Here is a 26,939-nt window from a genome sequence, read left to right as displayed (position 1 = left end):
GGTAAGCGGGCTGCGTCCGCAGCATTCGAACACCGAGCTCAAGGTCTGGAATGGGCCGTCCCTATCAGTACACCGGCTAGGGGGACCAGTTCTATATGCCGGCTCGGGCAATTGTAGTGGCGCCCTTCTTACGGCGTAGGCTCCTAAAAGAAGCTGGGCACCGTAATTAATCAACGGTCTCCTGTACGGCGCGTTCTTCTTCGCCCCGTTCCCAAAGGTCCGACAGAGCCCCTTCTTCCGATATCGCACCGTTGGATAGAGCCCACTCCATGAAGCCCTCAGGTGCGTTTCGAATGCCAAAGATATTTGTTTCCTCAATGCCGGCAATGTTTCTCCAGTCTTCTATGCCCTGTAAGTCAGCACCAGATAAGTTTACTCGGTAGAATGAGGTTTCTGACAAATTGACACCGCTCAAGTCAGCACCGGTGAGATCGCTTTGATTGAACATGGCATTGCTCAGATTAGCACCAGCCAGTACTGCTTTTGATAGATCAGAAAACGCGAAATTGGCTCCGGTAAGATCAGAACTTAGAAACGCCGCCCCACGCAGGCGGTTGAACATGAAAACCGCGTCACTGAGCCTTGTGAGACTGAAATTGGTTCTGTCGAGCGTGCTACCGCGCCAGCTTACTTTTTCCAGGTCTGCATTCTCTAGCCAAGCCCGCGACAAATCCGCATCATGAAGATTGATATAGCCAGTGACTAAGGAGTTCTCGTCTGTAGCTGCGCGCAGACGTTCAACAGTGAGGAGCGAGCGAAGGGCTTCAGCTTTTACGCGAGGGTTCCCCGCAAATTCTGAGCCATAAATTCTACGGATAGCTTCACTTCTTATCGTCTGATTTGATATCGCCTGTTGAAGCTCCAGCTGCCTTTGCTGTTGTGCGATCTGTTCCTGAAAAAAAGAGTTTTGCCTTGTAATCAGGTCGTTCTGTTGTTTCAGAAGTGCTGAACCGACCAATGTACCAAACCCGATCAACAGACCTGTAGCGGCTGCTAGAATCCAACGCCTCGTCTGAACCCATGTGTAATGAGTAACTATACCACGAAAAAAAATCTCAAGCTGCGCCTTGCCCGCTGCGCTATCTCCTTGGGCATAGTTATCGAGCGCCGAGCTGGCCGGCTCGCTAAGATCGGCGGCGAAGCGTGCTGGCTTTTGTAACAGATAAGCGAAGATCTGATCTTTATAGCGCGCGACCATCAGACCGAATGCTGCCACGATCACAAGGGCAAGCAGAACACCGGCCGCGATAAGCTGGACACTTTCGGCAAAATAGTAGACGGCAAAGAGCGCTACCGGCACGCCAATGACCAGTGTGAGCGCCGCGACTATAAAAAATACGTCTGCCCTATCATTCCTCATTTTGCTGCTCTCCAGTGCATTGTCGTGTGTTTCTCTTAAACTAAGAACCACGAGGTTTCATCTAGGAGCCGCAAAAGGCGCTGCTGTGCAGCCCACATTCAGGGGTGGGGATTTCTCGTAAACCATGCCAGACAAAGTGTGAGTTCGACCCACCTCACGTTTCGCCTTTGCAGTGAATGTCTGCTATGCGGGCGCGATCGCAGCGATGACACAGCGTGTCGGCTGTGGGCCGTCAGCGTGTCCCAACAACCAGGACCTCTGAGACGCCGCGTTTACCGCTGTCGCGTCCCAGCTGAACAATGACATCTATCGACCGTCGGATGTAGCTCTGTACCTCGGCGAAGGTCAAAGGTGTCCCGGCCTGCAAGACCATGATCGCCAACCGATCTATCGCCAGCTCAGCGGTTTCGGCGTGGATTGTCGTCACCGATCCGCCGTGACCCGTGTTTATGGCTTCCAGATATGTAAGCGCTTCAGCACCGCGCAACTCGCCCACAACGATGCGGTCCGGGCGCATGCGCAAACTCGCCTGTAGCAGAGCATTTGTTGAACGCTGAGATGTCGGAACCCGCTCAGACAACAGGCAAACGGTGTTTGGCTGACCAGGGAAAAGCTCGAAGGCGTCTTCTATGGTGATAAGCCTCTCGTCGTCCGGAACCGATTTCAGCAGATGCCTTGCGAATGTGGTTTTGCCGGTGGACGTCCCACCGCTGACCAAAAGATTCAAACGATGGCGGACGAGCGACGACAAGGCTCTGGAGAGGTCGCTCTTTGCAATTTCCTCGACTTCTGAGAGTCTCGATTGCCGCCGATCATCGAGCGAGACCGGTTTCCCGAACAGATACACAGGATCGAAGGTTGTCTGGCCACCAACGCCAAATAGTCGAATGGAGATCGCTGCGCCGTGTTCTACCGCGGGTGGCACAACAACCTGGATGCGTAGCGGGCGCTCAAGGTAGTCGATCTTACCTGAAACCAATGGCGACTTCTGCGACACTCGCGCGCGCGCATCACCAACCAATGTGGCAGCCAGATTTGCTGCTGCGGCCACCTCGACAGTGCGGTCAATTCTCTCCATGGCGTGGGCACCTTGGCGTTCGATCCAGACATTACCATCCGGGTTGATCGCCAACTCAATGATGTCGTCCTTCAGGATCAAATCGCGATAGGGTTCTAGGTATTGCTCGAGATACGAGGAGGGGAGGGACGCTTCGCTCAATAGATCACGATGTCCCTATCGACCAGTACGGTTACCATGGCCCCCTGATCGACGTAGATGGTTGGCGAGATCGAGACCTGATCGGCGATCACCGAACTTGTCGCGTCTTCGAGATCATTGCCGACCTCCTCCAGAACCTCGCGGGTCACTTCGTCTTCCGTGGAATTGGCGGCGACTGCGGGGGCCGCGCCGATAATCGATATCAGAGCAGCTCCTCCAAAGCGTTCGTCGAACTTCGTATCCACCAAACCGGTCAGGCCGGAGCGTCCGAGTCGATCACCCCCGACTGAGGCGATCTGCATGGATGTACCGTCCGGCGTGAGGACGCGCGTCCATAGAATGAGGATGCGCTTCTGGTTCACTTCCACACCAGATCGATATTGCCCGAACAACCGCGAGCCTCGCGGGATCAGTACTGCGTCGCCGGAGAACGCGTAGACAGGTTCCGCGACGACCGCGACTACGTTTCCGGGCAGATCACTGTTGATGGCCGTTTGCAGTGCCGCCTGTATGACGGACCCTTGCGCGAGAGTGCGTTCGGGTCGCTCCATCTGCGCCGCCTCATCGATTTCAAGCGGCCGCGCCGCGCCTCTGAGATAGGCTTCGTTTTCATTCAGTGGGATATCTGCGCCTGACGCGCCGTTCTGCAGGCCGCTGGCGTTTGGTGCCGAGACCGATGATCCTGTCGAATAGACCACGGCAGGAGACTGGATCTGGGCCCTCAATAGTTGTTCGGCCTGCTGTTCGGCTTCGCGGCGCTTTTGCTCCTCTTCCTGTCTGCGACGTTCCTCGAGAAGCTGTTGGTCGCGGATCAGGGCGTCATTGGCGCGTTCCGCTGCAAGGGCTTCGCGTTGCGCGCGTTCTGCCTCCAGAAGACTCTGAAGAGAGTTCAGCCGGGTCTCGCTGTCGCGTTCCAGGGCCGCGAGTTGTTCATCTCGCTCCGCGACAGCGGCTTCGAGGGCTTGTGCTTGATCTGCGAAGGCACTGCGCAGTTCGGTAACGGCTGACTGAATCTCGGCGTTTCGCTCGGCTTGAGTAACGGCTAGTGCTTCGCGAAGCTCAGCCAGTTCGGCGAGGATATCTACGCTTGGCTCAGCCGCGGGCGGGATCGGCTCGGGGGCCTCAAGGGCTTCTTCCACAGCGATAAGGGCATCATTCACGCGCTGGTCCGCTTCATCGGCAGGAAATTCCAGCCGACCACCATTTGAGAGACCGTCATTCTGAAACGGCTCGACATCCGAAGTCTCTAGTTGGTCTGGATCCGCTTGCCAGTCAGTCGCCAGGAAATACGCAACGCCCGCACCGCCGAGGCCGAGAGCGAGCGCCAGGGCAGAGACACCGAATCCCGATCTGGGTTTGGAGCGTTTTGCCTTGCTGAATGTATCCAGCCGATTCTTCAGGTTGGGATCATCCGACATGGCTCAGTTGCTCACGTATTTCGCGGAGGTGTCTCGGTAGATGCAGAGCGCTTCTTCACCGAGCCGCAGTGTCCAGAAGTCGTTGACACCGGAGACGCGGACGGTGTTGCCGTTCTGGGTCCAATTGACCGTGCGCTCGCGACCGCGGTTGTCAGCCTTGAAGATCGCGGGTTGCCGTCCGCTTTCGGGAAAACTGAAGTAGGTGAACCGACCGTCGTCATAGACCGTGGCCGGGCGAAAGTCGCCTTCGCCGGCGATCTTGTAGTTGTAGTTGCGCGGCGCTTTGAGCCCTTTGGGCTGTGCGTTCGTCAGTGTGGCAAGGCGCTCTTCGCCCGGGTAGCGAAACCGCACTTCGAAGAACATGCCCGTGCGACCTGGAATCGAGCCTTCCCGGAGATGGAATGCATAGCTACGACGGTTGGTGATCACGGTCATGTTGGTCGAAGCATTTTGGACATGCGGCTTGATCGTCAGCACATTGCCAAGCTCGGGAATTGGATCGACCTGAAAGCTTTCGGTGTCTCCCACGATTACAGCCTCGAACCGCTCCCCGTCGCCAAACTGGATCGTGGTCGAGTGCCGCAGATCCGTCTCGATACGGAACACCTGCTGCTCGTCGTAGACCGCATATCGTATGCGGATATCTTTCGGCCCACCCTGAGGCGTGGCTTCCGAAAGCACTTGGGAAGGTGCCAGAGCCAAAAGCAAACAGGGCAGGGCGGTGCGCAGCTTCATCACTCAGTTCTCCAACGTTTCGGCGTCGACACGATAAGACGTGACGACAAACCCGAGCGGGTTGGCCCAGACCTGCTGCAACCGCTGACGGGTTTCCGGGCGAAACTCGTAGCGCAGCGTAGCGACGTAGGGCCGTGTCACAGTCCTGTTGTCACGCGGTTTTCGAAGTGTCTTCGTGAACCGCACCTGCGCCACCCCGGGTTCGACCTGGTTCACAGACCGAATGACCACGTCGATCTTCGCGTCCCGTCCATAGACCGAGATCGGATAGTCAGGATTGGTCGAAGACCAAAGATCGCGAAGGGTGCGCGCGGCGTCTTCGTCAGATCTTTGCAAGACCGAATTAATCCGCTCTTCGCCGTCGGTCAGATCGTAGGTTTCACGATCATCTACGTAGGCGACCAGGTTGGCCTGAATGATCGCATCGCTCTCATCGAGGCTTAGCGCCTCGACAGCGGCAACACGGTCCATTTCGCCAGTTTCCTTGTCGACGACGACCACGAAGGTCTCGACCGTCTTGAGCGGGAACAAAGCAACGGCTCCCATGAAACCGACCACGCCGACGATCACACCAGCGGCGGCGACAAAATAGGCAAAACGCTCGCGCCTGCGTGGACCAAAGATGAAGTCGGCCTCGAAGGCGTCCTGATCGAACTCCGCGCGGGTCATGTCTTGCGAAAGGATTTTGTCAGAGCGAGCGCGGCGGCAGGCGTACGTCGGATCAATTCGTTGCTCTTCGTGGCCGCACCGCTGACATCGCGCCGGAGTTCGTAGGGTGTCCTGCCGGTCAAGATGCGTCCGGCACCACCCGCGCCATACTCTCCAGCGTTGACCACGCCGCGTCGCGCCAATCCCGTCAGACCGATCGCATTCGAGGCGATGCCCATGACACCTGTGAGGTTGGATGCGATGAAAGGGACGGCGGCCATCACGCCAGCTGACAGGAGCAAGATCACGAGGAACGGCAAGATAAGGCTAACCGTTTCGACGTTGTCCGGGTCGGCGGAGGCGTCGCCAATAGACTCAGCAATGGCGACGATGATCCCGGCGGCTCCGGCAGCGGCCACTGGCATCAAGGCATAGCCGATGGTGGCACGGGTCCAGGCTTCGAAAAGCGATTGGGTCGGTTTGAAGAGCGACGTCAGGATCATGAAGGGCGCGATAACGATCATCAGTGTGAAAACGATACGCGCGTAGGCGATGATCCCGGCGGTGACGGCTGCGAAGATGGCGGACAGAACGAAGAAAATCGCTCCGAGCACTGCGCCAAACACCCAGCCTGCACGGTCGCCGATGGCGTCACCATAGGCGGTGATCCGGTTCACCATGCTGTCGAGGCTTTCGTAGACTCCGGTTTCATCACCGGTGGCTGTCAAGGCAAGAATACGAGATCCGATTGCCTCTGGGACGTCCGAAACGATCCGGTAGATAACTTCAAAGTTTTCCCAACTCTGAGCGAAGATTCCAATCAACGATATTTTCAATCCGAATGCGAATGCGCTGCCAAAAGTCATAGGGCGCAACTGCGTGACAACGCTGATGCCAAGAATGATGAGAAGGAGCACAGAGCCAACGCCAAGCACGTCTCCAACTTGCCCGGCAGCCTCCACAAAACCGGCTTCGGCGACGGAATCGATTGCGTCATCGACCTGCTCAAGGATGTCTGTGATGATTCCCATTCAGTTACCGCAAATGTCGAGGAACTCCGCTTCCAGGCCATCGGCCTGGCTTCGTAGGTCGATCACATCGAAAGGCAGCTTTGGATTGTCTGAGGTCACATATTGTTTGGAAATGCCGACGACGAGTGACCAATCAATTTCGTTGAAGGGGCATCCACAGACATCAGATTGAATTGCTGTCTGGTATGCGTCGATGCGCAAGATCTCGCGATACCCATTCCTGACATAGGCAAACGAATCCAATTCTTTTGGCGGTCGCGGGGCCTTGCATTCTGTTTGGTCTTCGGTGGGTTGCGCCATGGTTTCGAACCCGCCTTGGGAGGTTTGAGCGCTCAGCGTCAGAGGCAAGCAGACCAGCGCAAGCGCGGTCAGGGAAATGGGAGCCACTCGGATCATTGCGGCACCTCCATGGAGCGGAATTTTCGCTCCTCGGCGAGGGTCGCGGCATCAACGACACCCAACTGCCCGCCATTGACGCCGGCGGCCGCTTCCAGACGCCAGATCTGCGTGAGGATGATGCCGAGTTCGGCGGTTATGCGCGTGTTGAGATCGACCGCGGCTTTCAGACCGCCTTGGTCATCGATCAATCCCACCATGGTCTCCAGACGGCCCAGGCTGTCTCCAGCCTCGGCATGACTCTCCTGAGCGGCAACGGACAGCATCGCGCTGGACCCGGCTTGCGTCGCGATCCGATTGTCTGCGGGTTCCTCGCTGGTCGCCAGGGATGTCAGGCGCTCTTGTGTGAACCCGCTTCCGGACAGAACCCGTTCAACGGCAGCATCCAGCTCTGCCCCCGGTCGAAAGCCGCTCAGAAAGTCGCCGCTCGAAATGGCTTCAGCTGTCGCGAGTGGTGCTGTCAGCTTGCCACGGACCCGCTCGAACTCCTCGACGGTCGCAAAGAGTTGGCCCAATTCATTGCCATCAATGAGAGAGGCCAGTTGGCCCTCGAGGTTCAAAAGCTGGCTCAATTGCGTTTCCAACTCCTGCCGCATCGTCGCGAGCTGTTGCAGCTGGACATTCAGATCCTCCGCCATGTGTTCGAGCTGCAAGACCAATTGCCGAAGGTTTGAGTTGTCGAATGTCGGGACACCCTGAGCATCGGCTTGATCTGCGGGCGTGACGGCGAGAAGCGTGGCGAAGGCGGTGCCGAAGGCTTTTCCTTTCATCGGATGACTCCCATGCGCATGAAGTCGCGCTCAGAGAGCCGGTCCGCGGCCAGATGTTGGCCATGGGCTGCCTCGCGCTGACGGTTGGCAGCCATCAGACGAACGCGAAGGTTGAGGATGCGGCCGATTTCGGCCTTGGCGTAGGTGTTGAGCTCGAACGCGCGCTTGGTATCCGGCGTCTCGTCGATCTGCCGGATGATCGCGGCAAGCCTATTGATGACTTGCTCGGTCGTGGCGTGGCTATCGGCGGCGTAGTAAACACTGGCTTCTGAGATGCTGCTGTACTCCGCAAGCGCCATGTCCGGCGGTGAAAGCGTGCCGAGCGCATCCGCCCCACCGACAACGGCGAGGTATTCGTTGTAGAACCGCGAGATATTCCGAACATAGCCCTGGGTTTCGGCGAAGGGTGGCACGCCGCCATACTCATGGACCCGGCCAGGTCCGGCGTTATAGGCGGCAAGTGCATGCGGGATGTTTCCGAAGGTGTTCAGCTGTGTCGTGATGTACCGCGCGCCGCCGCGGAGGTTGTCCATAACATCGTATCGATCAACGCCCATGTCAGACGCTGTTCCCGGCATGAGCTGCGTCAGGCCATAGGCGCCCACGGGGCTTTGCGCGGTGACGCTGAACCGGCTTTCCTGTTTGATCAGCGCCTGGAAAAGGCAGCGCCACTGGGTGGCCGAAAGACCGGCCCGCCGCACTCCGGCCGCTCCGGCATATTCATTGGCCACCCGCACAATCATCATCTCGACGGTCTCGCGTCCCTCCCCGAAGAGGCGGCTGTCCATGGGATGATCGGCGGTAACGGTGTAGACATCGCCCGCAGGGAAGTCCGCATTTCCTTCCAGCGCGCGAATGTCGAGCCCAGGGCCGGTGAGTGCGGCTGACATCGCCTCCAGCACCCGAAGCTGATCGGATTGAACCGATGAGAGCGTTTCGCCCGTGTTTAGTTGGTCGCGCTGCGCCTCCATATCGTCCCCCAGTTTTGAGAGGATTGTGAAAAGCTGCCCAAGGCCTGCGTTGTCTTGCGTCGGCACACCTTGCGCATGGGCCAGGGGCGTCGAGCAGACCAGAATGGCAATGAGAGAGGCCGCTGGTTTCATGGGCTGCGCCCGATCGCTTCGAAGTCGCAGTCCTTGGTGCCTTGCGCCGCAAAGGAGAAAACTTCTGTACTGGCTCTGCTCACGGCAGGCGCGCCGTCGCGGTCAAAGCACGGAGAGGTGGCATCCGTGTAGCGTTCACAGGCGGTGAGTATGGTTGCCAGAAGGATCAGTGCTAATCGCATAGCTGCCTCCAGAATTCAGGAGAGCTGCGCCAGTTGTTGCCAAGCCGCGCCTCAGCGGATCGACCTCCCCCCAAAATGGTGAGAAGTGGTCCAAGCGCGGAGAGATCCGCATCGACAAAGACGCTGTCGCCCGCGGATCGCACCAGCGCGATGCGCTGACCTGCTGTGGGTCTTGTCAGCAGCTCGGCTTCCTTTTCGTTCACGCGCAGGAAGTCGTAGTCGGAGGGCGTCGCCCGTTCGTTGGGGAAGAGTATCTGCGTGGGTACCGTCTCGATGATGGTCTTGCCGACCCGAGCCTCTCGCAATTGACTGGGGTATTGGGTCATCATCACGACGACGCAGTTCATCTTGCGGAGGGTGACGAGCCAGTTTTCGAGCCTCGCCGCGAAATAGGGATCGTCGAGAAGCTTCCAGGCTTCATCGAGAACGATCACTGTCGGTCGGCGATCTTCCACGATCCGCTCGATCCGACGCAGGATATAGGACAATACGGCCATACGTTCGGTCGACATGTCGAGGATCTCGGTCATGTCGAAACCGACAATATCGCCGTCCATGTGCAGGGCATCGTTGTCCTGCGGCATATCGAAGACCCAGCCATAGCGACCGCCCGGTGCCCATTCCCCAACACGCGCCTGCAACTCACCATCATCGTCTAGCGATTGGAACAAGGTCTGGAACGAGACAAACCGTTGCAGCAAGGGGCCGGCATCCGCATTCTGCGACACCGCGCTCTGAACGTGCCGAGACTGCTCTCCGGACAGATCGCCCGCCCGCGCCAGAAGCGTCGCCAGCCAGTCGGACAGCCAGGCCCGTCCGCGTTCATCCGTTTCTGTCTGCAGCGGATTGAGGCCGGTTGGGATACCGGCAAGAATCGTATTGTAGTGACCGCCCAGGGCGCGCACCGCCATCTCGAGCCCGCGATCCTTGTCGAAGAAAAACAGCCGCGCGCCGACCCGCTGTGCTTGGGCGACGAGAAAGGCGGTCGTGAGGGTTTTACCGCTGCCCGTGCGACCCAGAACAAGCGTATGGCCAACGGTCGGTTCGCGCTCGGGCGACCCGGGTTCGTGGAAATTAAAGCCGTAGGCAGAGGTGCCCGTCGTCGGGAAGACTGTCACGCGCGATCCCCACGGCGTCTCTCGATCCGAACGTCCTTCGACGCATCCATGCAGCGCCGAGAAATCCGCGAAGTTGATTGTGGAGATCGGTGTCTTTCGGGCACGGTAGCCGTAATTGCCGGGAGCCTGCCCAAAATAGGTCGCCTTGAGAGCCATGTTCTCTCGCACGATCACGGCCATGATTTCCTGCCCCAGACGTTTGATCTCGGCTGCGGCCTGTTCGAGCGTCGGTTGATCGGGCGCGTGGACGGCGATGGACAGGTGATGATCGCCGAACGCAATGCGCCCGGCTTCCTGGTCATCGGCCGCTTCCATGAGTTGATCCCGCAAGGAGACTGCCGCATCATCGGCCGCACGCATCTGCCGAACGATCCGTTGAATCCGTTCCGCCATGATATTGGTGGGGATCGGCGTGAAGGAATTCGTCAGCACGACATCAAGCGGAAGGTCGAGACCGTCAAACAGAGAGACATCGGTGAGTGCAGGATAGCTCTTGATGCTGAAGAGGGCCCCATACCGTGTCTCGCCCGTCGTGCCACATGTGATCCGAGCCGTATCTGCGTCAAAAGTCGCTCGGCAGGACCCAAGCGCGTAGGCCAGGGGCAGGGGGGCGTTTGGTCGGGCAATCGGGGCGTATTGGCCGGCGAGCAGCGTCGCAAGAAACCCGAGCCATTCGCCGGTTGTGTTGTCGAGGCGAACAGGTTTTGCAGGCCCAAGCGCAGTCTCAAAAAACCCTGCCACTTCATCGAGTTCCCGCGCGCGGGCCGCGCGGTCTTTCATCCAGGTTCGCTTGGCAAAGGCGTTGAGCAGCGGGACCCGTGCCCCGATCTCCGGACGTCGCAAGATGCTCAGATAAAGCTGCGGTTTCTTGGGCGCGAGTTGCGCGATGTGAGCTTGCCAGCGTCGGTCGATCTCGGCTGCAAAGCCGTCACCTTGTACAGGAGGCCGCGTGAGGTTCTGCGGAACAAATATGCGGTGGACATAGAAGCCGTAGAGATTGCCTGTTTGCGCGATAACCGCCGCGACCGCGCGTTTCATGGCATCTAGATCGACGTCCGGCGTTGTCGGTGCTGATAGACCCTCAAGACGGAGGGTGGCCATCAGATCGCCCTCCCGCAAGACCATGACGTCGCGTTTGGCGAAGGCGACGTAGGGCAAATGCTCGGCGAGATGGCTTTCGCGTGCCAAGGCTGTGCCGCTGGTTTCAATGACCGCCGGGGTGGGCTTTGCGTATCTTGCCCCGTCAAGCGCCATAGCTGTCTCCGCCGTGAAGCGCTCGATTGCGCGTGCCGCGCACCGTGCCGTAGGAGACGCGCAGAACTTCGAAGAAATGCGGTTCCTTGTCGGCAACAAACCAGAGGACAGGATAGGCGAGCGCGCCGACCAGAAAGAAGACCGGTGACTTCGTCCAGATAAAGGGCAGGACCACGCCAAGCGTGAGCACGACGAGATATCCGACCGGCAACCCGAGATATTTCGGTGGGCGGGCCAACCCGAGAAAGAGAGGGGATCGCATGGCCATCAGGTAAACCCGTCAACGATGGTGCCCGCGGAGAAGATCAGGACGATCCCGATCACCACGGAGGCGAACCATCCCCAGTTGAGCCGCCCCATCATGCACATGAAGCCAGTGCCGATGACGGCGAGCGTCGCGACCGCGATGCCGATTGGGCCGGTGAGCGCGGCTTCGATTGTCTCGAGCATTGTCTGGATGGGCGAGAGGTCTTGGGCGAGGGCAGGGGAGGCCCATAAGGCCAGAAGGCCAATGATTGGAGGCAGGTATCCTGGGGGCAATCTTCGCATCGGTTTCCCTCGTTTCAGGTCTTACTTCAGGTCGAGCACGACGACGGGACGCGTGGCGTCGCGCATCGTCGGTCCGGTCAGGTCTTGCGTGGTTTCGCCGGAAAGGCGCGCGCGGATGCGATGCACCCGGGCGATGTAGTCGCGTGTTTCCGTGAAGGGTGGCACGCCCCCGTATTCTACGACGCGATGCGGCCCGGCGTTGTAGGCGGCCAGCGCCAGATTGACATCGTTGAAGGATTCTAGCTGCGCCAAAAGGTACCGTGCTGACCCGTCGAGGTTCTGCGCGATATCGGTTCTGTCTACGCCAAGGTCGCGTGCGGTGGCGGCCATGAGTTGGCCGAGACCATAAGCGCCTTTGTCACTGATGGCGTCAGGGCGATAAGCGCTTTCAGCTTCGATCAAGGCGCGGAATAGAGCCAGCCAGTCATCGGAGCTGATCTCGAGTGCTCGTAGGGCTCGGTTGCGTTCATGTCTTGAAGCTGTCGCATGAATGGCCGCCAGCACATCCGACCGGGCCGTGGTCGCAAAGTTCTGAGAGTGTGTGGGCGGGGGGTTCTTGTCTACCTGGCCGTGAACCGTCCAGCCGTCAGTTGTTCTGACGCTTCCGTCCGCTCCGAAGATCATCGCCTCCGCCGGGAGCATCGAAGGGGATAGAGTAGTCGCTGTCAAAACACAGAGTGCGACCATCGCCGAACTCGTGGTGATGTTTGAAGAGGCCGGGCCAGATGTTGAAGAGGCGGGGTTCTGGTCCGTAAGGTCCGAACCGTGTCGAGACCAGGATCGCCTCGGGCTCTCCTTCGCGCAGGTAGACACACTGATAGCGGGGCTTCCCATCGTCCGTGAACTCGACAAGCTCGTACCGACAGCGGAAGTCGACTCCCGACCCGATGAGGTCCTTCACCCCATCAATAGTAATCAAGATTTGGTCTCTTGCGATCGGCACCGGACTCCCCCACTGGGAGTCCTTCTACAATCGGCAGCATTCCGCAGAAAGCCATCACTCTGCAATATATAATATTGCGCAATACGTATTTTGAGCGAGAATTGGCCTAATCACTCCAGGAGGCCGATATGAGACACACCCGCCTTGCGTCACTGGTTCTGGCAGCCGGGCTGACGGTCGATGCCCAGAAAGCCCGTGCCTACGATATGGATTGCGCCATCATGCTGTGTATGGCCGGGGGGTTTCCGTCGAGTGCTGTGTGTTCAGCCGCCTATGCCGAAATGATCCGGCGGATTACGCCCTGGCCGAGCCGGCCACCCTTTGGGGTCTGCACCTATGCTGCCGTTCCGGTTGCTTTGGGCGGACCGGGTGGAGAGGATGCTCTCGATATTTCGACACCGGACTACGAATGGCTACGCCGAACGCGCGTGCTTTGGTGGCGCGGTCGATCTTATGAACCGCGCGATGAACCACGTCAGTGGGACTGGTCCATCAGATCCTGCGATCATGAAAACAAGAACTGTCATTACATCGTGCGCGTCTACGGCTCACATTCGCCTTGGCCGGCTTCGTTCGCGTCGGAAAACGGTCAGGACATCCCGACACCTGGCTTGGGTGGGCTTTGGACCTTCTATAGCCGCGCCGTCATGATGGAGTATGGCGATTACGACGGCGCCATGGATTACACCGATTGGGTCAGATACTGAGGCGTCGTTCGGCAACTAAAGGTATTCGATATCGGCACGGGCCTGCGCCGCCAGTTTCGACAGGCCATGCCGGGTCAGGTCGAGCAGGAACTCGGACGGTGTCATCGGCGGGTTTTCATACCTTTTTCTCACGCGGCGGAGTGCACGGGCGCCGCCGGATGGATACAGGTCGTAGGTATTGGCGAGCATGTCATCCGCGCCGAGCGTTTCGACGCCATAATCGTCGAGAACTTCGCTTGGGAAGTCTCGATGGTTTTCTGTCACAATAACCTGTGCCGAGCATCGGATCGCTGCCGCAAGAACGTGTCTGTCGTCCGGGTCCGGCAGGTCCAGACCAGCAATCAAGGGCTGGTATCCGGTCACGAAACATTCTTCGAAGGTCTCTCTGATCGCGGCTTCCTGCTGGCGAACGCTCTCTTCGAGATGTGGTTTGAGCGCGATCAGATTGCGTGTCCATTCGTCGAGGATTTCGTCGGTGACCCTGGCCCGAAACAGGCCTTCTTGTGTGAACGTCAAGAGGACGTCCCGAACCCGGAACGGAAACAGGACGTTGGCATCGAGGACAACCACGAAGGGGTTGGCCACAAAGCTCATGCGTTGTCGAACTCCTGACCCAATCGCGCAAGGTCGCGCATCGCTTGCTCCTGGCGCCGCTCTTTCTCGTCCCGGTATTGCATGAGCGCCGTCAGAGGCACGCGCCGGTGCTTGCCCACCTCTTCAAATCGGATCTTCCCCTCCTTGAGCAACTTCGTGAGATGAGGGCGGGACACGTTCAGCATGTCGGCGGCTTGTTGGGTTGTGAGCATGGTGCCGACCGGAACCAGCGTGACCATATTCCCGTTGCTCACGTGGCCGAGCAGTTCGATAATCAGTTTTCCAACCTCTGGCGCGATGGAGACCGGATCACCGTTTTCTCCCGAGACTTTCAAGCCTCCGTCCAGCTCCATAGCCACGGCGATGGCCGTTGCGGCATGCGCGGCACTATCGATTTCTTCCGGGGTCGGCGGGCGCTCCATGAGCCCGCTCTGGGCTGGTCTTTCCGCGGTATCGGCCATGGTTTTTCTCCTCGGTTCACCCCTTAGATGTACCCAGGGAGTCACGCATGCAAGAGAAATAAACGGAATAAGTGAAATAAGTGTAACGATTCTGATAGACGGGTCGCGCCATCGCGTGTAAACAAAACAGGAACAGAATCGCCTTACGGAGCAGTATCATGGGCAAGAACACGAAACGCACCTCGCGCAAAGTCGCATCGCAGGCAGCGGCCACGCTAAGCGACCCGAACGCCTCCGCAACCGCCAAGAGCCTGGCGGCATCGGCGCTGGCGCAGTCCGGGACTGGTAAACAGACGGGCGCGGCGATGGAGGACAAAGCCTCCAAGGTGCTGCAAAGCGACAAGTACAGCAGTGACACGAAATCGTTGGCAGGAACGGTTCTGTCGCAATCGAACAAGGCGCGCTAGACTAGGCGGGTCCGGATCTATCGAGATCGATATCTCGTTCGATGATATTGACTACGCAAATCTCCTCGGGCCTTACGAGCCAGACCCGCGTGCGGTCGCCGGTGTTCCAGAGATGCTCTTGCCAGACGACAAGTTCTGACCCGTTCACGATTGCCACGCCTTCGCGCACGGGCACGCCTTTGAGCGGACGATCATCCACCCGCCATCCCGGAGCAGGGTGTCGTCCGGCCTCCTAGCTGCGGGGTTTGAGAAGTTCCGAAGGATCTATGTTCAGAGCTTGGGCGATCTTTTCGAGCGTTGTCAGCGAAGCGGAATACTTGGCGTTTTCGATCTTGCCGACATAGCCGCGATTCACACTTGCACGATGCGCCAATTCCTCCTGGCTGATGCCCTTGGCGCGCCGGGCATCTTGAAGATTCAGACCTACTCGTTCCTTCAGATTCATGACCGAAGCTCGGCCATGATGTGGTGTATTTAACCACGCAATATACTATACATTCGACGATGAAGCGGCTGATACTGTGTGATTTTCGGTTTCTAAAGGTGTCGATCAAGCTCGCCATTTGGTTGAATAAGATAGCATGGTGACTTCATGCAGCGAGGCGGAGTGGTCCTATTGGGCAAAGTTTTGCCCATCGTCGCGGCTGAGGCAGGGGTGCGCCTAGCGGGTATTTGAGTCTGATAAGGTTTATTATGTAAATAAATGAGGGTTGCAGGGAAAGTCGACTGCTGTCTCTCCATATGCCAACCTGCTCACATGCAACGGTTCTTCTCAACCAAGATGCCGGGCGTGACATTTGTAATGAACGTCTTGGTCTTCAGTCTGATCGGGCTCCTACCGGTCTTGCTCGTTTATGTCATGCGTGCGCCTGGATTTGCTTCTGCGTTGATGGACAGTGGACCGGCGTTATCACGATTTCTCAGACAGGTTCTGACGAATGGGCTACCGGTCATCTTTATCGTCAACTACGTCGGCTTCTTCCTGTTTGCGGTGTTGAATGCGAAAGACACCAATAGCCGTGATCCGGCGGTATTCATTCTCTTCGATGTGATAACTCGCGTCGCTCTTTTTCTCGTTCTCCACGCCTTCATTTACGTGCTTTCCGCCAGTTGGTTCGGCTCTTTTGGAGGCAGTCGGGCGACGGCTCTTTCAGTGGTTGCGCCCACACTGGCGCGGTCAGCACTCTTTGAAAACATATCCGGAGTCTACCTGTACGCCACTTTGGTAAGTGCACTGCCGCTCTATGTTACGGCAGCCGGAAAGTCGGCAATCCTGAGACCATTCGTTGATCTCTTCCCAAGAAACATGGGCGCGGTTTCGGTTGCTCTCCTCGCTTTTTTGTCGGCCGCTGTGTGTCTGACGGCTATTGCCGCCGTCATCCTGCGTCTTCAGAGCTAGATTGCCGTCGCGCTCTCACGTGAGCGCGACGCGCGCCATGCTTTGGCAAAGGCCAGAACCCAGAGCCCTGCAAGAAGGAAACTCCAAAGCGCGTTCCAACTCGCCATAGACAGGCTGAGGAACTCCCAGGCGACTTGGTCGCACATGACCAAGGCTGACGGCGCGGATGATGCAGAGGGCAGAAGGTCCGCACCGGACAAGTTCGACATATCAAGACCAGAGCCGGTGCACGCCGTCGGACCTTCCCACCAACCCCGTTCGACGCCGGTGTGGAACATCCCGATGCCTGCTGTCGTGAACGCTGCGGCAGCGCCTGCCATCAGTAGTAGTAAGATGGGCAAACCAACCATGAGGAGCGCGCCAATTGCGATGGCGATCGCGTGAGGGTATCGCTGCCAAATGCACATCGCGCATGGTGCGTAGCCCGCTGCCTGAAACAAGAAGGCAGCCAGCAAAAGAACGGCCGATCCGCCGGCAGCGATCAAACCAAGTTGTTTCGAAGACAGCGGCATTCACTTTCCTTTCGCCTACACGCAGCTCGGCGGTCGAACTCGGTGTAACTCTCCAAGTACGCGCCGCAGTTGCCGATTTCTCGGCAACTGCGCATTCGTGATCAGTTCGGCATTATGGCCCCGATTGCGTACATGCCATCCTCGCCCTTGACGAGCATCAGGGTCACCTCGTCACCATCGGTCACCTCTCCCATCATCTGCGCGTTTTCCAGAACCGTCATATCCATCGTCATTGCAGGCCAGCCGATCTCGGGAATCGGGTCATGGCTCACATTTGCAGTGCCGTCGCCGATGGAATTGATCACGGCCTTCGCGTGAACTGCGCCCTCCATTTGTTCAGCGGACATCGGCATGTTCGAATGATCCATATTGTGGTTCATTTGCGCGATAGCCCCTGTCGCAGACAGGGTCAGAAGTGCGAGACTTGCAGTCAGTATCTTCATGAGAAGCTCCATTCTTGAGGTTTGTGCGTTCGATTATTCGGCAGGCAGTGCTGCATCGACGGGCTGCTGAATTGGGGACGTGATTTCGCGGTTTACGCGTTTCAGCGCGAGCCGTTTCCAAATCACGAATATGGAAGGAATGACAAAAAGCGTCAGCAGGGTCGCTGACACCATACCGCCGATCATCGGTGCAGCGATGCGTTGCATGATCTCCGAGCCGGTGCCGGTGCCATACATGATCGGTATCAGCGCCGCGAAGATGGTGGCCACGGTCATGACTTTGGGTCTCACCCGAAGAACAGCTCCCTCAAAGACGGCCTCCTCGATATCGTCTTGTGTCAGCTTGCGGCCTTCGGATTGACCGAGTTTGCGTCGCTTTTCCCAAGCGAGATTGAGATAAAGCAGCATGACGATGGCCGTCTCGACGGCCACGCCGGCCAGGGCAATGAAGCCGACAAGGACGGCGATCGAAATGTCGAAGCTGAGATACCACAGAAACCAGACACCGCCTGCCAATGCGACAGGAAGCGCGGCGAGAATGATGCCAACTTCGATCACCCTATTGAACGCCATGAACAACATCAGCGTGATGATCATAAGCGTGGCGGGGGCGACGATCGCCAGCCGGTCCTGCATCCGCTCGATGTACTCATACTGCCCGGACCATGTCAGAGAAAATCCGGGCGGCAGGCGCACCTGATCGGCCACGACCCTCTGCGCCTCGGCGACATATCCGCCGAGGTCTCGTCCTGCGATATCGATAAACACGAACCCCGTGCGCCGCGCGTTCTCTGATCGGATCATGCCCGGACCATCGACAATTCGGACATCGGCCAAGGCGGTCAACGGCACATGAGCCCCTGATGGGGTGACAACGGGCAAGTTTTCGAGGCGTTCGGGGCTATCGCGCCACGCCTGCGGATAGCGCAGGTTAATCGGAAAGCGCTCCAGCCCTTCAACGGATTCCGATACCTGCATCCCACCGATGGCGGTTTGGACCACATCCTGAACATCCCGCACGCTCATCATGTATCGCGCTGCGGCGTCGCGTTTGACGTCGATTTCGATAAAACGCCCGCCTACCGGGCGCTCCGCATAGGCGGAGGCAGTGCCCTCGATATCCGACACGGCCCGTTCCACTTCGATCCCGATGTCTGTGATGACGTTCAGATCAGCACCCGAGATCTTGACACCAACCGGCGTTCGTATCCCGGTGGCAAGCATGTCGATCCGGTTCTTGATCGGCTGGATCCAGACATTGGTCACGCCAGGGATCTGCACAGTCCGATCAAGCTCATCGCGAATGTTTTCCATGGTCATGCCAGGGCGCCACTCAGCTTCTGGTTTGAGTTGGATCGTGGTTTCCACCATCGTGAGTGGTGCAGGATCGGTCGCTGTCTCTGCGCGCCCCACTTTGCCGTGCACAGTTTCAACCTCTGGGATTGTAGCGATCAGGCGATTGGTCTGCTGCAGGACCTCGCGCGCCTTACCGATCGACACGCCCGGGTAGAAGCTTGGCATATAGAGGAAGTCGCCCTCATTCAGCTCGGGCATGAACTCGGACCCGAGCCGTTGGTACGGATACCACATTGAAGCCACGAGGGCGCCGGCAAGCAAGGTTGTCGCCCACGGCCAAGCGATGGCTGCATCCAGAAAGGGACGATACAGGAAGACCACTAATCGGTTCAGTGGGTTTTTGCGCTCGGGCAAAATCCGGCCCCGGACAAAGTATCCCATCAAGACCGGAACCAGTGTGATCGATAGGATCGCGGCGGCGGCCATCGCGTAGGTCTTTGTATAGGCCAGCGGGGCAAAAAGCCTGCCCTCCTGATTTTCCAGCACAAAGACAGGCAGAAAGCTGACCGTGATGATTGCCAAGGAGTAAAAGAGGGCCGGACCGACCTCAGAGGCGCATTCCTGCACGATCCTCCACCTGTTTTCTGCGGTCAGCTTTTCCTTCTCCAGCCGCCTGTGCATCGCCTCGATCATCACGATCGACGCATCGACCATGGCTCCAATGGCAATGGCGATGCCACCAAGCGACATGATGTTCGCATTCACGCCCTGCGCTTTCATCAGAATGAATGCAGCGAAGATGCCGAGGGGCAACGACAGCAGGATCACCAGTGATGAGCGCAGATGCAGCAGAAAGGCGGCACAGACGAGAACGACGACAATGAATTCCTGCGTCAGCTTCTTCTTGAGATTGTCGATTGCGCGTTCGATCACGCCGGAACGGTCATAGGTCGTGATAATCTCGACACCTTCCGGCAGGTTCGGCCGCAACTCTTCGATGCGGGCCTCCACCGCTTTGATGGTCGCAAGGGCATTGCCACCCCATCGCATGATGACCACGCCGCCAACGGCATCGCCCTGCCCGTCAAACTCTCCGACGCCGCGGCGCAATTCCGGTCCTAGGCGAATGTCAGCAACGTCGCCGAGGGTCAGAGCAGCTCCACGCTCGTTGATCATTAGGGGGGCGCTGGAAAGATCAGAAAGCTCATCGATGTATCCGGACGAGCGGATCATGAATTCTGCTTCGCCCATCTCGATCACGCTTCCGCCGGTCTCTCGATTGGCCGCCTGAATCGCGTTCCTGAGTTGTGTCAGCGTGATATCGTAGGCCCGCAATTTGTTCGGATCGACGACGACCTGATACTGTTTGACCATGCCGCCAATCGTTGCGACTTCAGACACACCGTCGACAGCCTGCAGTTCGTATTTCAGAAACCAGTCCTGCAGCGTTCTCAGTTGCGCGAGATCGTGTGTGCCGGTTCTGTCGATCAACGCATATTGGTAGATCCATCCGACCCCGGTGGCATCCGGGCCAAGCTGAGGGGACACTCCGTCCGGCAGGCTCCCGGTGATCTGCCCAAGATATTCGAGGACGCGGGATCTTGCCCAATACAGGTCCGTGCCATCTTCGAAAACGACATAGACAAAACTGTCACCAAAGAAGGAAAAGCCGCGTACATCCTGTGCGCCAGGTACCGCCAGCAACGATGTGGCGAGTGGATAGGTGATCTGGTTTTCGACCACTTGCGGCGCCTGCCCCGGATAAGGGGTGCGGACGATCACCTGCACATCGGACAGGTCCGGTATCGCATCGACCGGTGTCTCGCGGATGGCCCAGATGCCTGCGACACCCATCATGACGGCAAGGACCAGAATAACAAACCTATTGGCCAACGAGGCGCGGATGATCGCCGGGATCACTGGGTAACCCTCCCGTCACGGACAACATCGATCAATGTCATCGAGAAATCCGGGTTGCGCCGCAGGATGAGCGTGACGTCCGTTCCCACTGTGAGTTGGGAAATCTCGAGCTCCTCAGCCAAGGGAAAATCCATCGTCATTCCGGGCATGCCGATATCGGTCATCGGCCCATGGGTGATGTTCGCCGTCCGTGATTGAGCATCGATGGAGTTGATTTGGCCTGAAACCTGCATGGGCGGTGCCACAGGTTCGGCCGCCGCCAGCACCATATTCATGCCGTCCGGGCGCGCGAAAGTGAGCACCATCTCCACATCTGTCATCAAAGCGGCAGCGTCGAGTGACGGATCAATATCAAAGGCCATGGTCATGCCAGGCATGCCGATATCGGTCATCGGTCCATGGGTGATCGTGGCCTTTGAGGCGTTTGTATCGACACTATCGATCGTGCCTGAGACCACGATGGGCGGTGCCGCAGCTGCCTCAAGCTCGACATCAGACAAGATCATGTTCAAGCCATCCGGCCGTGCAAATGTGAGGGTCATTTGGACGCCGGTTTTCAGCGATGCCATGTCCAAGCCCGGATCGATGGGGAAATCCATGGTCATGCCTGGCATTCCGATCTCAGCCATGGGCCCGTGGGTGATCGTTGCGGTTCCGGAATGCAGATCGAGGTCGTCGATGGTGCCGGACACCATGATCGGCGCCGCGGCATTTGTTTCAGCCGCTTCCACCTCTTCGGGATCGGCGCCCTCGGCGCGGACCGCGACTACGGAGAAAAGGCCGCCATCACCTGCCGTGAGATCGAATTCGATCGGCGCATCGAGGGGCACGGTCTCAAGATCAACCCCCAACACCGGCAGGTCCATCGTCATTGCGGGCCAGCCAAGCTCTGGGATCGGGCCATGCTCCAGCGTTAGCTTGCCATCCGACGTCACCGCGCGTGCAATCCCAGTGCCGGTACCGGCAATTCCATCATCTGGCGCAAGTTCGGTGAGGCTCAGGAGTCCATCGGCGCCACGGGCCACGAGAAACGCGACTGCCTCCCCCTCCTTTAGCCGATCCAGGGGAACATCGGCTCTCACCGGGAAGTCGGATGTCATCGCCGGCCAGTCCAGGCTTTCCAGGGCGTCATGCTGCACGGTTGCCACCCGACTCTCAGGATCGAGAGCAACGAGAACACCGCTGCCCCGCGCCGGGTCGGCATCCGTTGGCGCCATGCGCGTGAAGCCTGCGCTCAAAGCGCTTTCGCTGTCGATCAGGAACTGTGCGGAGGCAACGACCTCTTCACCCGGACCCAGGCCCTGAAGAATTTCTGTCCGCCCTCCTTCTCCGAAACTGTCCCGGAGACCGGCAGTCACCAATCTCGGTCGGAAGGTCCCCTCCCCTGTTTTCAGGATGACGCGCTCAGCCGACCCTGTCCGTATTACGGCCTCAGATGGCACTGTCAGGACCGTCCGGCTTTCGTTGGGCGTGAGACTGACACTTCCGAACATTCCGGGGCGGAGCACGCCATCGGAATTGTCAAACCTCAGTCGAACAGGAAGCGTTCGTGTTTGGGGATCGAGTTCAGGATAGATGTAGTCGATGTCGCCTTCAAACACGCGCCCTGGCAAGTGTTCGAACCGAGCGATGGCCCGCATATCCTCAGACAGCCGGGCAATATCACGTTCAAAGACATCTACAATGAGCCAGACCTTCGACAAGTCAGCGACGGAGAAGGCAAGCGTTCCAGGTTGCAAATACATGCCATCGGCCGCATTCAGGGCGATGACCACGCCGTTCTGTGGTGCTTCGATCTCGATGTTGCGAACCAATTCGCCGCCCGCCTCGATCTCCGCAACCTGGCGGGCGGACATACCGTGGCTCATCAGCTTGTTGCGCGCCGCTTCCAGAATGCGGGGGTCACCGGCCTCGACTGCGCGCACAAGATCACCCGTCGCGGCTGCGATGAGTGGAGAAAAGAGCTCGAAAAGAACCTGCTCCCCAGAAACGCGGTCTCCGACCGCCCGGACCTCAAGCCGTTCGACCCAACCTTCTACCCGCGTATGCACGTGACTGGTCAGATGCTCGTCATAGCCCACGAAACCCACAGTCTCGATCCGAGGTCGCACCTCGGTCATGCGGGCGACCGCCGTGCGCACGCCGATTGCGTTGATTTCGGCCGCGTTCAGTGTGACCTCGGCGGGATCACCAGATGGCTCCTGTCCGTCATAGACGGGAATAAGATCCATCCCCATGGGCGACTTGCCCGGTCCTGGTTGACGGAAATTAGGGTCCATGGGCGCAACCCAATAGAGAATTTCGGGGCCATCAGATCCGCCTTGCACCGCTGGATTCAGGTACAACCGCTCAACGTAAACCCCGCCGCCAAGGCCAGCTGCCAAGGCAAGAAATGAAAGTGCCGCGTATCTTCCACGCATAAACATCGTCTCCTGACGGCTGCATTGGATGCAGCGACCGATTGGTCAAACAGCCCGCAAATGCGGGCACCGAGATGTCAGGAGTGTCGGGGCGGGCGATCGGGCACGAGGGGCTTGTGCGATACATGAGCCCTGGAGAATGCGGCCCGTGTTGGCGACGCAAAAGCGATGTCTTCAGACCGATGATCCAGATGTTGCTGGTAGTCCATGACACAGCAAAGACCGGTGTGGCACCCGTCGCCGTGTCCTGCGTGAGCGTCCGTGTGCAGCGCGGCGTTGTTTCCGGGAGGGTGCGCGTGAATGTGGTTGGACACTTCTCCCGCAGAAGCGACAGCGGCGATGTGCAGGCCACGCTCCACGCCGCTGATCTCTCCATCAAACGGCATTGCCTGCGTTCCGACGACGGTGATCGTCAGACACACACAAGCAAGACATGCCGATCGCAGAAAAAAGAACGCATTCCAAACCATAAGCGCGGAATTAGCGCTCTTCAAAAGTTGCGGCAATTGGAGCGGGGCTGAAAGATTGTATCATTTTGTAAAGTTGACCTTTTCCAAGTTGTGGCAGTACGACACCTAAGGTGGCATAGTCAGATCAGGCGTCAGATGGATTCCAAGAAACGATCAACACTTTTGACGATCGGTGCGGTCATTGCGGGCTATACGGCGCTTCGAACCGTGCCGTCTTTGCTGCCGGAAAAACTTGAACTTGAAGCACTCGATCGTCCGAAAGGCTTCCGGAGATTTATCGCCGGTGAGACATCCGGAACGTTTGACGCGTTCGTCGGCTTGGACAGTCCGGACAGTATGGGTGTGGCAGCACGGAAGGCTGCGGCTATCGAGCGAGTCTCAGCAGATATTTGCGGCGCTCTCTACGGAGACCTCGACATGAGCAGTGCACGTATCCCTTTGGCGTCATTTTCTGACTATTATTGTCCTTTTTGCAGAGTACAAACCAAGAGCTTCGCCGATATGACAAGTAAAATGCCAGATCAGGTTGCAATAGCATGGCACGAGCTTCCTCTGCTGGGCGACAGCTCTAATCTGGCAGCAAAGGCGGCCTTGGCCGCCAAGCGTCAAGGTGCCTATGTCGCATTCCAGGAACGTTTGATGACCTCGCCATTTCAAGCCACACCGGAATACCTTGCCCGTCTCTCTGAAGATCTGGGCGTTGATGGCGAACAATTGGTCGCCGACATGGAGAGCCCCGAAGTGGCGCGCGAGCTGGAAAATAGCGCGGCTCTCGCGCAGGTTTTTGCCTTTGTTGGCACGCCTGCCCTCGTCATCGGTCGTACAGTTGTCCAAGGTCAGGTCAGCGACAGAATGATACGAAGGATCATTGACCTTGAGCGCGAGGAGGGCTGGGACGTTGCCTGTGTGTCGGCCTGACAAACCTATGCTGTCTGCTGTTCTCTCCGCCTTACTCTTCTATCGAAATTGGAGACGGAATGGATAGACGGCACTTCATCCTACTAGCTTCTGCGTTGGTCATGGTCCCCTATTCTGTGACGGCCACCACGCGCAAAGTCTGGTCAGCCGTCGAAGCCTCGGCCGCGTTGGCGCAGGGCGAGATTTCCCTGATTGATATTCGTTCACGCGTTGAGTGGAGGGACACAGCCGTGGCGAAAGACGCCTGGCCGATCAGCATGCATGAACCGAGGTTTGAGCAGAGGTTGTTCGCTGCACGCGATCTGTCCGGCGAAAAACCAATTGCCTTGATCTGTGCCACCGGAGGGCGGAGTGGCCGTCTCTTGAGCGCTCTAAATCGAGCGGGATACCCGGGCTTTATCGATGTCTCAGAAGGTATGTTGGGATCACCGAAAGGGCCAGGCTGGATCGCACGCGGTTTGCCTGTGATGGATCTGGAGGCGGCCTTGGCCAATCTGCCGGACGTTCTCCGTTGATCGTGGGTCCGCGTCCATGAAGGGAGCGGTTTCTCAAATCTGGGCTGGGTTGCTGTCGATTGTTTTGGGTTGCGTAAGCATCCTCGTCTTCGATGGTGCCCATGCCGCGGAATCCGAGACTTTTTCAAATCCTGCGGTCACGGCGCGTCTGATCTCGGCCGAAGACGGGATTGCGCCGGATGCCGCCTCCGTTTCCCTTGGATTGGCCTTGGAGTACGGCGAGGGCTGGAAAGGATACTGGCGTACGCCCGGCGAGGTTGGCTTGGCACCCGAGATCAACTGGTCGGGTTCAACCAATCTGAAATCCGCCGAGCTCCTCTGGCCCGCGCCGGAACGGTTCGAGGCCTTCGGGATCGAGAACTTCGGCTATTCAGGTCAGGTTGTCTTGCCGATCCGCGCGAGACTTGAGGACGCCGGCCAGCCTCTGGAACTGCGTGCCCGCGTGTCCTTGCTGACATGTTCGACTGTCTGTGTGCCCCATGACTTCGAACTGTCACTCGCCCTGCCACAAGGCGTCGGGATCGATCCAAACTCGGCTCGCCAGATTGCTACTTACGCCGATCGCGTTCCCGCAGTACCCGAGAACAGCGATATCAGGATCTCGGTCACGGCCCTCGATTCGCGCGACTCGGCTCTCATCGTTTTGGCAACGAGCGACGCACCGTTCGATGAGGTCGACGTGTTCCCGGAATTCGGACCCCTTGTGACTTTTGGCAAACCAGATATCCGATTGGATCGAGATAGAACGGAACTCTGGGCAAAAATACCGATCAACGCCTGGACCGAAGAGTACGCAGAGCCTTCGGTGACGATCACAGACACCGCACGTGCAATCACGGCGCCGATCACTCTTACCTCAGATCCCCCTGCCCCACCGTTTTCAAGCGCGAACCCTCGATCGAGTGTGCTGAAGGTCGTGGCGGTGGCCGCCATCGCCTTCCTCGGTGGTCTGATCCTGAATGTCATGCCCTGCGTGTTACCCGTTCTATCGATCAAGCTCACATCCGTTTTGAAGGCAACCGGTCAAACCCGGCAGATGACGCGCAACGGATTCCTGTTTTCAGCTTTGGGGGTACTGACATTTGTCTGGGCGCTTGCGGCTGCCTTAGTGTTTCTTCAATGGATCGGAGTATCCGTCGGCTGGGGTATACAATTCCAGAATCCGGTCTTCGTGACGCTGATGTTCATGGTCATCGCCGTCTTTGCCGCCAATCTCTTCGGTGCATTCGAGATAACCCTGCCCGCGGCCCTTCAAGACCGCCTGGGTGCAAGCAATGCCAAAGCCGGGTACATCTCAGACTTTGGCACCGGACTGCTTGCGGCCATCCTCGCTACGCCGTGTTCCGCCCCGTTCCTCGGCACCGCGGTCACCTTTGCGCTCGCGGGTACACCACTGGACGTGATAGTGATATTCACGGCGCTCGGTCTTGGACTGGCCCTCCCCTACCTCGTCATTGCCGCACGTCCCGAGTTGGTCACGCGACTGCCCCGGCCCGGGCGATGGATGCTTCTGGTCAGGATCCTTCTTGGCGGTCTGTTGCTGGCAACAGCCGCATGGCTTTTGTTCGTTCTTGTCGGTGTGGCAGGTGGGCGGGCAGCTGCCTTCATCTCGGCACTCACAGCTGTGTTCATCGTCGCCGCATCAATCCCACAGGCAAACCAGTGGGTACGACGTGCGGTTCTTATTGGTTGTGTTCTTCTGGCAGTTTTCGGGTCGGGTTTCATCTCATCGCCTGTCCGCACGACTGCGTCGGTTGATGCGATGTCCCATTGGCAGGATTTCGAACCCCTCGGCATCGCGCGCCGCGTCTCTGAAGGCGAGACGGTGTTCGTCGATGTGACCGCGGATTGGTGTCTGACCTGCAAAGCCAACAAGTCTCTCGTGCTTGACAGGGATCCAGTGCGTGCGCGGTTGCGCGGCGGTTCCGTGATCGCCATGCAGGCGGATTGGACCCGCCCGGATGACAACATAGCGCGGTTTCTCGAGCGATATGACCGCTACGGCATTCCGTTCAATATCGTCTTCGGGCCAGGGTCGCCTTCCGGCATCGCTCTCCCGGAGATTCTAACGCCACAGGCAGTGCTCGACGCGCTCGACACCGCTTCTGTGCGCAGTCTCGTGTCAGAGTGATATGCCAACTTGCGCGTGTT

Annotated in this window: 30 protein-coding genes; 7 read left to right on the top strand and 23 right to left on the bottom strand. The window is 58.4% G+C overall.

Features of this window, described 5'->3' with window-relative positions; all coding sequences use genetic code 11:
- Nucleotides 1-166: 166 nt before the first annotated feature.
- From Q1A52_RS21280 to Q1A52_RS21210, 15 genes are all read right to left on the bottom strand, one after another.
- Complete coding sequence (locus Q1A52_RS21280) at nucleotides 167-1,360, bottom strand: pentapeptide repeat-containing protein (protein WP_300019778.1); 1,194 nt, start codon at nucleotides 1,358-1,360, stop codon at nucleotides 167-169.
- Between the two features lie 232 nt (nucleotides 1,361-1,592).
- Nucleotides 1,593-2,579 (bottom strand): ATPase, T2SS/T4P/T4SS family, encoded by a 987-nt coding sequence (locus tag Q1A52_RS21275; RefSeq protein ID WP_300019777.1) that lies wholly within the window; start codon nucleotides 2,577-2,579, stop codon nucleotides 1,593-1,595.
- Complete coding sequence (locus tag Q1A52_RS21270) at nucleotides 2,576-3,997, bottom strand: TrbI/VirB10 family protein (protein WP_300019776.1); 1,422 nt, start codon at nucleotides 3,995-3,997, stop codon at nucleotides 2,576-2,578. Before Q1A52_RS21270 ends, Q1A52_RS21275 begins: the two co-directional genes overlap by 4 nt.
- A gap of 3 nt (nucleotides 3,998-4,000) precedes the next feature.
- On the bottom strand, nucleotides 4,001-4,732 hold the full coding sequence (locus Q1A52_RS21265; RefSeq protein WP_300019775.1) for a TrbG/VirB9 family P-type conjugative transfer protein: 732 nt from the start codon (nucleotides 4,730-4,732) through the stop codon (nucleotides 4,001-4,003).
- Between the two features lie 3 nt (nucleotides 4,733-4,735).
- On the bottom strand, nucleotides 4,736-5,401 hold the full coding sequence (locus tag Q1A52_RS21260) for a virB8 family protein (RefSeq protein ID WP_300019774.1): 666 nt from the start codon (nucleotides 5,399-5,401) through the stop codon (nucleotides 4,736-4,738).
- Nucleotides 5,398-6,411: a type IV secretion system protein gene (locus Q1A52_RS21255; RefSeq protein ID WP_227364354.1), complete on the bottom strand. Its 1,014-nt coding sequence runs from the start codon at nucleotides 6,409-6,411 to the stop codon at nucleotides 5,398-5,400. Before Q1A52_RS21255 ends, Q1A52_RS21260 begins: the two co-directional genes overlap by 4 nt.
- Entirely contained in the window at nucleotides 6,412-6,759 is a 348-nt protein-coding gene (locus Q1A52_RS21250; RefSeq protein ID WP_300019773.1) for a hypothetical protein, read from the bottom strand.
- 44 nt (nucleotides 6,760-6,803) lie between these two features.
- Nucleotides 6,804-7,577, bottom strand: a complete 774-nt coding sequence (locus tag Q1A52_RS21245) for a type IV secretion system protein (RefSeq protein ID WP_300019772.1) — start codon at nucleotides 7,575-7,577, stop codon at nucleotides 6,804-6,806.
- Nucleotides 7,574-8,680 carry a lytic transglycosylase domain-containing protein gene (locus tag Q1A52_RS21240; RefSeq protein ID WP_300019771.1) on the bottom strand — a complete coding sequence of 369 codons (1,107 nt, stop codon included), beginning with the start codon at nucleotides 8,678-8,680 and terminating at the stop codon, nucleotides 7,574-7,576. Before Q1A52_RS21240 ends, Q1A52_RS21245 begins: the two co-directional genes overlap by 4 nt.
- Nucleotides 8,677-8,862 carry a hypothetical protein gene (locus tag Q1A52_RS21235; protein ID WP_300019770.1) on the bottom strand — a complete coding sequence of 62 codons (186 nt, stop codon included), beginning with the start codon at nucleotides 8,860-8,862 and terminating at the stop codon, nucleotides 8,677-8,679. Before Q1A52_RS21235 ends, Q1A52_RS21240 begins: the two co-directional genes overlap by 4 nt.
- Nucleotides 8,853-11,234, bottom strand: coding sequence for a type IV secretion system protein B4 (locus tag Q1A52_RS21230; protein ID WP_300019769.1), 2,382 nt, complete (start codon nucleotides 11,232-11,234; stop codon nucleotides 8,853-8,855). Before Q1A52_RS21230 ends, Q1A52_RS21235 begins: the two co-directional genes overlap by 10 nt.
- A complete protein-coding gene (locus tag Q1A52_RS21225) occupies nucleotides 11,224-11,502 on the bottom strand; it encodes a VirB3 family type IV secretion system protein (protein WP_013959852.1) in 279 nt (92 codons plus the stop codon). The genes Q1A52_RS21230 and Q1A52_RS21225 overlap by 11 nt, the downstream gene beginning before the upstream one ends.
- On the bottom strand, nucleotides 11,502-11,783 hold the full coding sequence (locus Q1A52_RS21220) for a TrbC/VirB2 family protein (RefSeq protein WP_013959853.1): 282 nt from the start codon (nucleotides 11,781-11,783) through the stop codon (nucleotides 11,502-11,504). The genes Q1A52_RS21225 and Q1A52_RS21220 overlap by 1 nt, the downstream gene beginning before the upstream one ends.
- 21 nt (nucleotides 11,784-11,804) lie before the next feature.
- The gene (locus Q1A52_RS21215) at nucleotides 11,805-12,425 is read right to left on the bottom strand and encodes a lytic transglycosylase domain-containing protein (protein ID WP_300019768.1); all 621 of its coding nucleotides are present in this window, start codon (nucleotides 12,423-12,425) and stop codon (nucleotides 11,805-11,807) included.
- Nucleotides 12,370-12,726 carry a hypothetical protein gene (locus Q1A52_RS21210; protein WP_318527446.1) on the bottom strand — a complete coding sequence of 119 codons (357 nt, stop codon included), beginning with the start codon at nucleotides 12,724-12,726 and terminating at the stop codon, nucleotides 12,370-12,372. Before Q1A52_RS21210 ends, Q1A52_RS21215 begins: the two co-directional genes overlap by 56 nt.
- 128 nt (nucleotides 12,727-12,854) lie before the next feature.
- On the opposite strand from Q1A52_RS21210, the gene Q1A52_RS21205 reads away from it, so the two are divergent.
- The gene (locus Q1A52_RS21205) at nucleotides 12,855-13,433 is read left to right on the top strand and encodes a hypothetical protein (protein WP_300019767.1); all 579 of its coding nucleotides are present in this window, start codon (nucleotides 12,855-12,857) and stop codon (nucleotides 13,431-13,433) included.
- A gap of 15 nt (nucleotides 13,434-13,448) precedes the next feature.
- Here the strand turns inward: Q1A52_RS21205 and Q1A52_RS21200 are convergent, their stop codons facing one another.
- Both Q1A52_RS21200 and Q1A52_RS21195 read right to left on the bottom strand, forming a co-directional pair.
- Nucleotides 13,449-14,027, bottom strand: a complete 579-nt coding sequence (locus Q1A52_RS21200; protein ID WP_300019766.1) for a putative toxin-antitoxin system toxin component, PIN family — start codon at nucleotides 14,025-14,027, stop codon at nucleotides 13,449-13,451.
- On the bottom strand, nucleotides 14,024-14,488 hold the full coding sequence (locus Q1A52_RS21195; RefSeq protein WP_300019765.1) for a helix-turn-helix domain-containing protein: 465 nt from the start codon (nucleotides 14,486-14,488) through the stop codon (nucleotides 14,024-14,026). Before Q1A52_RS21195 ends, Q1A52_RS21200 begins: the two co-directional genes overlap by 4 nt.
- A 158-nt stretch (nucleotides 14,489-14,646) precedes the next feature.
- Here Q1A52_RS21195 and Q1A52_RS21190 point away from each other — a divergent pair, with 158 nt between their 5' ends.
- On the top strand, nucleotides 14,647-14,895 hold the full coding sequence (locus Q1A52_RS21190) for a hypothetical protein (protein ID WP_044025800.1): 249 nt from the start codon (nucleotides 14,647-14,649) through the stop codon (nucleotides 14,893-14,895).
- Between the two features lies 1 nt (nucleotide 14,896).
- Here Q1A52_RS21190 and Q1A52_RS21185 read toward each other — a convergent pair whose 3' ends face one another.
- Both Q1A52_RS21185 and Q1A52_RS21180 read right to left on the bottom strand, forming a co-directional pair.
- Entirely contained in the window at nucleotides 14,897-15,094 is a 198-nt protein-coding gene (locus tag Q1A52_RS21185) for a hypothetical protein (protein WP_148264524.1), read from the bottom strand.
- A 33-nt stretch (nucleotides 15,095-15,127) separates the two neighbouring features.
- The gene (locus tag Q1A52_RS21180) at nucleotides 15,128-15,340 is read right to left on the bottom strand and encodes a helix-turn-helix domain-containing protein (protein ID WP_044025801.1); all 213 of its coding nucleotides are present in this window, start codon (nucleotides 15,338-15,340) and stop codon (nucleotides 15,128-15,130) included.
- A 312-nt stretch (nucleotides 15,341-15,652) separates the two neighbouring features.
- Here Q1A52_RS21180 and Q1A52_RS21175 point away from each other — a divergent pair, with 312 nt between their 5' ends.
- Entirely contained in the window at nucleotides 15,653-16,294 is a 642-nt protein-coding gene (locus Q1A52_RS21175; RefSeq protein ID WP_300019764.1) for a hypothetical protein, read from the top strand.
- Here the strand turns inward: Q1A52_RS21175 and Q1A52_RS21170 are convergent.
- From Q1A52_RS21170 to Q1A52_RS21155, 4 genes are all read right to left on the bottom strand, one after another.
- Nucleotides 16,291-16,806: a disulfide bond formation protein B gene (locus tag Q1A52_RS21170; RefSeq protein WP_300019763.1), complete on the bottom strand. Its 516-nt coding sequence runs from the start codon at nucleotides 16,804-16,806 to the stop codon at nucleotides 16,291-16,293. The genes Q1A52_RS21175 and Q1A52_RS21170 overlap by 4 nt on opposite strands.
- Nucleotides 16,807-16,907: 101 nt before the next feature.
- Complete coding sequence (locus Q1A52_RS21165) at nucleotides 16,908-17,249, bottom strand: copper-binding protein (protein WP_227364362.1); 342 nt, start codon at nucleotides 17,247-17,249, stop codon at nucleotides 16,908-16,910.
- A 33-nt stretch (nucleotides 17,250-17,282) separates the two neighbouring features.
- Nucleotides 17,283-20,465 (bottom strand): efflux RND transporter permease subunit, encoded by a 3,183-nt coding sequence (locus Q1A52_RS21160; RefSeq protein ID WP_300019762.1) that lies wholly within the window; start codon nucleotides 20,463-20,465, stop codon nucleotides 17,283-17,285.
- Nucleotides 20,462-22,885, bottom strand: a complete 2,424-nt coding sequence (locus Q1A52_RS21155; RefSeq protein ID WP_300019761.1) for an efflux RND transporter periplasmic adaptor subunit — start codon at nucleotides 22,883-22,885, stop codon at nucleotides 20,462-20,464. The genes Q1A52_RS21160 and Q1A52_RS21155 overlap by 4 nt, the downstream gene beginning before the upstream one ends.
- Nucleotides 22,886-23,067: 182 nt before the next feature.
- Here Q1A52_RS21155 and Q1A52_RS21150 point away from each other — a divergent pair, with 182 nt between their 5' ends.
- The 4 genes from Q1A52_RS21150 (at nucleotide 23,068) to Q1A52_RS21135 (ending at nucleotide 26,919) form a co-directional block, all read left to right on the top strand.
- Nucleotides 23,068-23,406 carry a hypothetical protein gene (locus Q1A52_RS21150; protein WP_300019760.1) on the top strand — a complete coding sequence of 113 codons (339 nt, stop codon included), beginning with the start codon at nucleotides 23,068-23,070 and terminating at the stop codon, nucleotides 23,404-23,406.
- A gap of 84 nt (nucleotides 23,407-23,490) precedes the next feature.
- Entirely contained in the window at nucleotides 23,491-24,273 is a 783-nt protein-coding gene (locus Q1A52_RS21145; RefSeq protein WP_300019759.1) for a DsbA family protein, read from the top strand.
- A 59-nt stretch (nucleotides 24,274-24,332) separates the two neighbouring features.
- Nucleotides 24,333-24,788 (top strand): rhodanese-like domain-containing protein, encoded by a 456-nt coding sequence (locus tag Q1A52_RS21140; protein WP_300019758.1) that lies wholly within the window; start codon nucleotides 24,333-24,335, stop codon nucleotides 24,786-24,788.
- A 16-nt stretch (nucleotides 24,789-24,804) separates the two neighbouring features.
- On the top strand, nucleotides 24,805-26,919 hold the full coding sequence (locus Q1A52_RS21135) for a protein-disulfide reductase DsbD (RefSeq protein WP_300019757.1): 2,115 nt from the start codon (nucleotides 24,805-24,807) through the stop codon (nucleotides 26,917-26,919).
- Nucleotides 26,920-26,939: the final 20 nt, after the last annotated feature.

This window comes from uncultured Roseobacter sp., from assembly GCF_947488185.1.
In the GTDB taxonomy this organism is placed as follows: Bacteria; Pseudomonadota; Alphaproteobacteria; order Rhodobacterales; family Rhodobacteraceae; genus Roseobacter.
The sequence above is the reverse complement of the archived record's forward strand: the minus strand, read 5'-3'. Positions and strand labels throughout refer to the sequence as shown.